This window comes from Polaromonas sp. P1_E1_2 (assembly GCF_056406035.1).
Genome location: NZ_JBFUAZ010000179.1, coordinates 1 through 7047, shown reverse-complemented (window position 1 = coordinate 7047; position 7047 = coordinate 1). Strand labels below are relative to the sequence as shown.

General features: G+C 60.5%; 6 protein-coding genes and 1 pseudogene. 4 read left to right on the top strand and 3 right to left on the bottom strand.

Annotation, left to right across the window (positions count from 1 at the left end; all coding sequences use genetic code 11):
- From AC1D1P_RS10520 to AC1D1P_RS10510, 3 genes and pseudogenes are all read left to right on the top strand, one after another.
- Window positions 1-504, top strand: a pseudogene (locus AC1D1P_RS10520) (FAD-binding monooxygenase); the annotation flags it as partial.
- The gene (locus AC1D1P_RS10515; RefSeq protein ID WP_477672933.1) at window positions 501-701 is read left to right on the top strand and encodes a DUF2783 domain-containing protein; all 201 of its coding nucleotides are present in this window, start codon (window positions 501-503) and stop codon (window positions 699-701) included. The pseudogene AC1D1P_RS10520 and the gene AC1D1P_RS10515, both read left to right, overlap by 4 nt.
- 114 nt (window positions 702-815) lie before the next feature.
- Entirely contained in the window at window positions 816-3743 is a 2928-nt protein-coding gene (locus tag AC1D1P_RS10510) for a valine--tRNA ligase (protein ID WP_477672932.1), read from the top strand.
- 242 nt (window positions 3744-3985) lie between these two features.
- Here the strand turns inward: AC1D1P_RS10510 and AC1D1P_RS10505 are convergent, their stop codons facing one another.
- The gene (locus AC1D1P_RS10505; RefSeq protein ID WP_477671237.1) at window positions 3986-4999 is read right to left on the bottom strand and encodes an NAD(P)-dependent oxidoreductase; all 1014 of its coding nucleotides are present in this window, start codon (window positions 4997-4999) and stop codon (window positions 3986-3988) included.
- A 124-nt stretch (window positions 5000-5123) separates the two neighbouring features.
- Here AC1D1P_RS10505 and galU point away from each other — a divergent pair, with 124 nt between their 5' ends.
- Entirely contained in the window at window positions 5124-6044 is a 921-nt protein-coding gene (gene galU, locus AC1D1P_RS10500; RefSeq protein ID WP_477672931.1) for a UTP--glucose-1-phosphate uridylyltransferase GalU, read from the top strand.
- An 18-nt stretch (window positions 6045-6062) separates the two neighbouring features.
- On the opposite strand, the gene AC1D1P_RS10495 is transcribed toward galU, so the two are convergent.
- Both AC1D1P_RS10495 and AC1D1P_RS10490 read right to left on the bottom strand, forming a co-directional pair.
- Window positions 6063-6290 carry a sulfurtransferase TusA family protein gene (locus AC1D1P_RS10495; RefSeq protein WP_007867181.1) on the bottom strand — a complete coding sequence of 76 codons (228 nt, stop codon included), beginning with the start codon at window positions 6288-6290 and terminating at the stop codon, window positions 6063-6065.
- A 65-nt stretch (window positions 6291-6355) separates the two neighbouring features.
- Complete coding sequence (locus tag AC1D1P_RS10490; RefSeq protein ID WP_477672930.1) at window positions 6356-6922, bottom strand: NUDIX hydrolase; 567 nt, start codon at window positions 6920-6922, stop codon at window positions 6356-6358.
- Between the last annotated feature and the right edge of the window lie 125 nt (window positions 6923-7047).

The following is a 7047-nucleotide window of genomic DNA, read 5'->3' as shown; positions in this document are numbered from 1 at the left end:
GCATTGGATCTGGCGCGTGAGCACCCGTTTGCCCGGCAGCTGGTGAACACCGGGCGCATGTCGACGCCCAACCACTACACGCGGTCCGGCGTCTGCGGGCCTGCGGGCGGGCGGGCCACGCAGAACGCGGGCTTCTCCTGGGCCGATGGCAGCTCAGGCGAGCTGCTGGACTTGTTGACGTGGGCTCATGGGCGCCTGCTGCTGCTGGTGTTTGGCGATGTATCCGGCGCCGGGCTGGCGCGGCTGGCGGCGCTTTCCAGGGAAGCGGACGTGCGCTGCGTGCAAGTGCTCGGGCCCGGCGAGAAAGCCGCCGCAAGGGAGCACGTGATCGACCGCGAAGGTCATCTGCAGACGACCTGCCATGTTTTTGGCCATGCCTGGGCGCTGCTGCGGCCCGACGGACACGTCGCCGCAACGGGCGAAAGTACGGATGCCTCGGTGGTTCACGCCGTCGCAAGCGCCATGGGTGCGGGCGCCCGCCACGAAACAAGGGATCCATCATGAAGCCAGACAGCCCCCTGATCACCCGCCTGCATTTTCAGGACGCCGATGCGTTTTACGAATACCTGCTGGACGCCCACCAGGGCCTCTCCCGGGAGGAATCCGAGCTGCTCAATGCCCGGCTGATCCTGCTGATGGCCAACCAGCTGGGCGACACCGCGGTACTGCAGGCTTGCGTGGCCGCGGCCCGCCAAGCCTGAGCGCTACAAGGGCTAACGGCCGGCAAACGCAACGGCCAGCCCCAGTCGAATAAAATCAGCGGAGTTTCACCCAACCCAAGGCGGCATCCCTTCGATGCCGTTTTTCATTGCCCCATGACCAACGCTGCCGCCCCTGCCCTTGCCGATACCGCCAACACAGCCCCCGAGGCCGTGAAAGTCTCCACGCCGGGGCTGGACGGCCTGGCCAAGTCCTTCGAGCCGGCCGCGATTGAAAGCCGCTGGGGCCCCGAGTGGGAGCAAAGCGGCCAGTACGAACCCACGCTGGACGCGGCCAAGCCTTCGTTTTCCATCCAGCTGCCGCCGCCCAATGTGACAGGCACGCTGCACATGGGCCATGCCTTCAACCAGACCATCATGGATTCGCTCACGCGTTACCACCGCATGCGCGGCCACAACACCCTGTGGGTGCCCGGCACCGACCACGCCGGCATCGCCACGCAGATCGTGGTGGAGCGCAAGCTGCAGGGCGAGGGTAAAAGCCGCCACGACCTGGGCCGCAAGAATTTCGTCGCCAAGGTGTGGGAATGGAAGGAAGAGTCCGGCACCACCATCACGCGCCAGATGCGCCGCATGGGTGACTCGGTGGCCTGGAAGCAYGAGTACTTCACCATGGACCCGAAGATGTCGACGGTCGTCACCTCGACCTTTGTGCAGCTTTACAAGCAGGGCCTGATTTATCGCGGCAAGCGCCTGGTGAACTGGGACCCGATCCTGAAGTCCGCCGTGTCCGACCTGGAAGTCGAGAACGAAGAGCGCGACAGCTTCATGTGGCACATCGAGTACCCCTTCAGCGACGGCCCGCAGAAAGCCGCTGACGGCTCGGCGCTGCGCGGCATGCACATTGCCACCACACGGCCCGAAACCATGCTGGCCGACGGTGCGCTGGCGGTGCACCCGGACGACGAGCGCTACAAGCACCTGGTCGGCAAGATGGTCGACCTGCCGCTGTGTGACCGGAAAATTCCGGTGATCACCGATGACTATGTCGACCCCGAATTCGGTAGCGGCGTGGTGAAGATCACCGGCGCGCACGACTTCAACGACTACCAGGTCGCCCTGCGCCACAACCTGCCGCTGATCACCATCTTCACCCTGGACGCGAAGATCAACGAGAACGGCCCGGTGCAATACCAGGGCCTGGACCGTTATGACTGCCGCAAGGCCGTGCTGAAAGACCTGGAAGCCCAAGGCTTCCTCGAAAAAGCCGTGCCACACAAAAACATGGTGCCGGTGTGCGCGCGCACCGGCGCGGTGGTCGAGCCCATGCTGACCGACCAGTGGTTTGTGGCGCTCAGCAAGGTGAGTGAACAGGACCCGACCGGAAAATCCATTTCGCAAAAGGCGCGCGATGCGGTGGCCAGCGGCGACGTGAAGTTCGTGCCTGAGCAATGGGTCAACACCTACAACCAGTGGATGAACAACATCCAGGACTGGTGCATCTCGCGCCAGCTCTGGTGGGGCCACCAGATCCCGGCCTGGTACGACGAAGACGGCAAGATTTACGTCGCTGAAAACGAGGCAGCAGCACAGGCCCAGGCGCCCGGTAGAAAACTCACGCGCGATGAAGATGTACTCGACACCTGGTACTCATCGGCGCTCGTTCCTTTTTCTTCATTGGGCTGGCCTGAGAAGACGAAAGAGCTCGATCTCTTTCTGCCATCAAGCGTGCTGGTCACCGGCTACGACATCATCTTTTTCTGGGTCGCCCGGATGATCATGATGACCACGCACTTCACCGGTCAGGTGCCGTTCAAACACGTGTACATCCACGGCCTGGTGAAAGACGCACAGGGCAAGAAGATGAGCAAGTCCGAAGGCAATGTGCTGGACCCGGTCGATCTGATCGATGGCATCGAACTGGCACCCTTGCTGGAAAAACGGTCGCAAGGCCTGCGCAAGCCCGAGACCGCGCCGCAGGTGCGCAAGAACACCGAGAAAGAATTTCCGGCCGGCATCCCCGGCTACGGTGCCGACGCGCTACGCTTTACGTTCGCTTCGCTCGCGAGCCTGGGACGCAGCATCAACTTCGACAGCAAGCGCTGCGAGGGGTATCGCAATTTCTGCAACAAGCTCTGGAACGCAACGCGCTTCACGCTGATGAATTGCGAGGGCCAGGACTGCGGGCTGGAAGACCACACCAAAGAGCAATGCGCACCCGGCGGCGAATTCCACAATTACCTGAGTTTCTCGCAGGCCGATCGCTGGATTTCATCGACCATGCAGCGCGTGGAAGCCGACGTGGCCAAAGGCTTTGCCGACTACCGCCTCGACAACGTCGCTGGAAGCATTTACCAATTCGTCTGGGACGAATTCTGCGACTGGTACCTCGAAATTGCCAAGGTGCAGATACAGACCGGCACCGACGCGCAAAAGCGCGCCACACGCCGCACGCTGATCCGCACACTCGAAGCCATCCTGCGGCTGGCGCATCCGGTGATTCCGTTCATCACGGAAGAGCTGTGGCAAACCGTGGCGCCCGTCGCCGGCAAAACAGGCAAATTCATCGGCGTCGCGCCTTACCCGCAAAGCCAGCCCGAGAAAATTGACGTGGTAGCAGAAGCGCATGTCATCAAACTCAAGACGCTCGTGGATGCCTGCCGCAATCTGCGCGGTGAGATGAAGGTGTCTCCGGCTACCCGCATGCCGCTTTATGTGCTGGGTGACACCGCCTTTATGCAGGGCGTCGCCCCGGTGCTCAAGGCACTGGCCAAACTCAGCGAAGTGAAGGTGTTCGACGACGAAGCCAGTTGGGCCGCTGCAGCGCAGTCTGCACCTGTGGCCATCGTCGGCGAAGCGCGCCTGTGCCTTTACATGGAAGTCGATCTGGCGGCAGAAAAGATTCGCCTGCAAAAGGAAGAAACCCGCCTGGCAGGAGAAATCACCAAGTCCGAAACCAAGCTCGCCAATGAAGCCTTCGTCAACAAGGTGCCCCCGGCCGTACTGGAACAGGAACGCAAGCGCCTGGCCGATAACCAGGCAGCCCTGGCCAAGATTCGCGAACAACTGACACGTTTGAAATAAGCGCCAGACCACCACCAGTAAAAAGCCCCGCATTGCGGGGCTTTTTTTATTGATCGGGATGCGAAGCGAGCCCCCGTAAGACCCGCGAGCTGCGTATACGCCAAGACCAGTCAACTGCAACGGTAAAAGATGGATGGTTCTTCACCAGCAGGGGCCGCGGGACTGGCTTTGCCAGACCGCAGGCGCAGCACCCCTCGGGGGGCAGAGAGCTACACGAAGTGAGCGAACGTGGGGGCCAACATCTATCTGATCATGAATTCAGGTTCAGACCACTGCGACGGCGGGACACTGCCTGGCTCCAGGCCCATGGGAGTGCTGGTCAACTGGTCCATGCCGCTGTGCTGCGTGCCCAGAGCTTCATGCATACGGTGGGCTACATACCAGCTCGAGCGCAGGCGTGCCTCGCGTGTGTGGGAGCCCAGGCGTGGCGTAACAAACAGGTTCTTCAACCCTTTGAGCGGTGAGGTGTCACCCAGGAAACTTGCTTCAGCGCCGTCCAGGATGCAGGCCTCAATCCGGCCGTCGCACAGCGCAGCGGCCAATGCGCCTTCATCAAACAATTCACTGCGGCTGATGCCAACCCACAACTGGCTGCGCTTGCAGCCCGCCAGCAGTTTGTCGTTCACGAAACCCCGGAACCGGGTGGCGTACAGCATCTGCACTGACACCGCATCAGACTGGCTGACCAGCTCGGACAGCGAAACAGGCTGTATGCGCAGGCGCTCCCAAATGGGCGCGGTGTGATGAACCGCCGGGTCATAGCCGACAAGCCGCACGCCGAGCCCGCTCAGCATGCCGGCCAGCGTGTGCGCCGTCGGGGCCAGGCCCAGAATGCCCACGGTGCTGCCATGAAGCTCGCGCCCCATTTGCGTCGTGGGATGGCGGCGTCCCATCAAGGCCGAGACAAGGCCGCGACGGTACAGCAACAACAGGCTGCTCAAAAGATATTCTGCGTTGGAGCGGACGTTGGCGCTGCTGGCATGCACGACCTTGATGTCGCGCTCCTTGCAGGCCTCCAGGTCGGTGTTGTCGGTTCCTACGTGCAGGCGCCCGATGGCCTTGAGCCTGGGCAGGAAATCGAGGAACTCGCGCGTGACCACAGTCTGGCGCGGAAAAACAATGCCTTTGGTTTTGTACGCGATCTTGCGCAGCGATGTCAGATCGTCGGCAAGCTCTGGATGGTAGGCGACGCCATGCCGGGTTTCAAGCCAGGCCATTGCTTCGGGCACTAACGCATCAAGAAGTAAGATGTCCACTCAGTCAATCCTTTTTCCTGCAAACTCTCGATTGCGTGCTGTGCTCACGCAGATTCGGGCATTTGTCCGACCCACGCGCTGTACCAACAACGCAACACTTTAGGCTTTTATTCGGTCAAAGTCGATGCAAAAATTTACATTAAATAAAGCCGTTTTCCCGGTTGCTGGTCTCGGCACCCGTTTTCTGCCAGCCACCAAGGCCCAACCCAAGGAAATGCTCCCTGTGGTGGACAAACCGTTGATCCAATACGCAGTGGAAGAAGCCTACGCCGCAGGCATCCGACACATGATTTTTGTTACTGGACGCAATAAACGGGCCATCGAAGATCACTTCGATACTGCTTATGAACTAGAGAACGAACTTGAAGTAGCCCAAAAGCACGCACTGCTATCGCTGGTGCGCTCAGTCCAGCCGGACGACATGAATTTTTCTTATGTGCGCCAGCCCCGGTCCCTGGGTTTGGGCCATGCAGTGCTCTGCGCCGAGCACCTGGTGGGCCAGGAGRCTTTTGCGGTGTTGCTGGCCGACGACTTGATGGTCGGCCCGAAAGGCGGCCAGCCGGTGCTGGCCCAGATGGCGGCGCAATTTGCCGAGGTCCAGCAATCCATTCTGGCGGTGCAGGAGGTCCCTCTCGATCAAACCCGCCGTTACGGCATCGTAGCCACGGAAGGCGCCAGCACCGGCCTGATGAAAGTCAAAAGGATTGTCGAAAAACCGGCGCCTGAGGTGGCACCTTCACGCATGGGCGTGGCCGGACGCTACATCCTGACGCCCGCGATTTTTGAGCACATCCGAAAGCAGACTTCCGGCGTGGGTGGCGAGCTGCAGCTCACCGACGGCATATCAAGCCTGCTGGGCCAGGAGAACGTGTATGCCTTCCAATACGAAGGCAAACGCTATGACTGCGGGAGTAAGGAAGGTTTCCTGGAAGCAACCGTAGAGCTGGCGCTGGAGCACCCTGAAGTGGGCGTGTATTTCCGGAATTACCTGGACAACCTGCAAATTGGCTGGTCGGGCCGTGAACGTCGCAAACAGGTGGCCTGATAACCGCCTGTTACAGAATCAGCGCCGCTTTAAAACGTGAATAAAGTCACTGCCGGCAACCTGCTGCTCGACCAGTTCGTTGCCGGTTTGTTTGGCAAATGCCTGGAAATCGCGGGTAGAGCCGGCGTCGGTTGATACAACTCGAAGCAGCTGGCCGCTGAGCATTTCCGTCAGCGCTTTTTTGGCTTTCAGGATGGGCAGTGGGCAATTGAGGCCGCGGGTGTCGAGTTCTTTGTCGATGTTCATGAAAATCCTTGGGTTGCCGCGATTTTAAGCAAAGCGCAAAGCCCCTTTTGTCCGTCCATCCGGTTTTACCCGGCCTTGCTGTCGCCGTCCGGTTCCACCTTGCTCAGCACGGTAGCCCAATCCACAAACTCAGGTTCATGGCCGCGCGTGCGCAGCCAGTCGGCCAGCGCGTAGCCCGTGCCCGCAGGCCAGCATTTGAGCTTGTCCAGGTCGTAGAGCCGGTAGTCCACCAGTTCGGGCGACAGGCAGACATCCCCCGTGCAAACTGCGTGGTAGGCAATGATGATCTGGTTCATGCGCTGGAAGTCATAGACGCCAATCAAATCAAGCGAGGTGGTGTCCAGGCTGGTTTCTTCCTTGATTTCGCGTGCTATGCCGCCTTGGGGCGTTTCCCCGGCCTCCATGAAGCCGGTGATCAGCGCGTACATCTTGCCGGGCCAGGCGGCATTGCGGGCCAGTAMAACCTGGCCCTTGTACTCAATCACGGCTGCCRGCACGGGGGTGGGGTTGTTCCAGTGGGTATAGCCACAGGCCGGGCAACGCAGCCGCGCCTTCTCGCCGCCGTCTTCCATCTGCGACACCATGGCCAGCGGCGTCGCGCAGTTGGGGCAAAACCTGAATTCGTGGGTCATGGTGAAAAAGGAAGATTGGAAAAGAAGGACCAGCAGCGTCGCACGCTATATTTTTAATAGCTGCTTGCGCCCGTCAAATATAGGCCACAGCCCGTTTTATGCCTGAAAACGGCTCAGGCCGGAAA

Excerpts from the sequence above, each read along its gene's own strand:
- AC1D1P_RS10515 (WP_477672933.1), top strand. The coding sequence starts at position 501 with ATGAAGCCAGACAGCCCCCTGATCACCCGCCTGCATTTTCAGGACGCC.
- AC1D1P_RS10495 (WP_007867181.1), bottom strand. The coding sequence starts at position 6,290 with ATGAACATCGACAAAGAACTCGACACCCGCGGCCTCAATTGCCCACTG.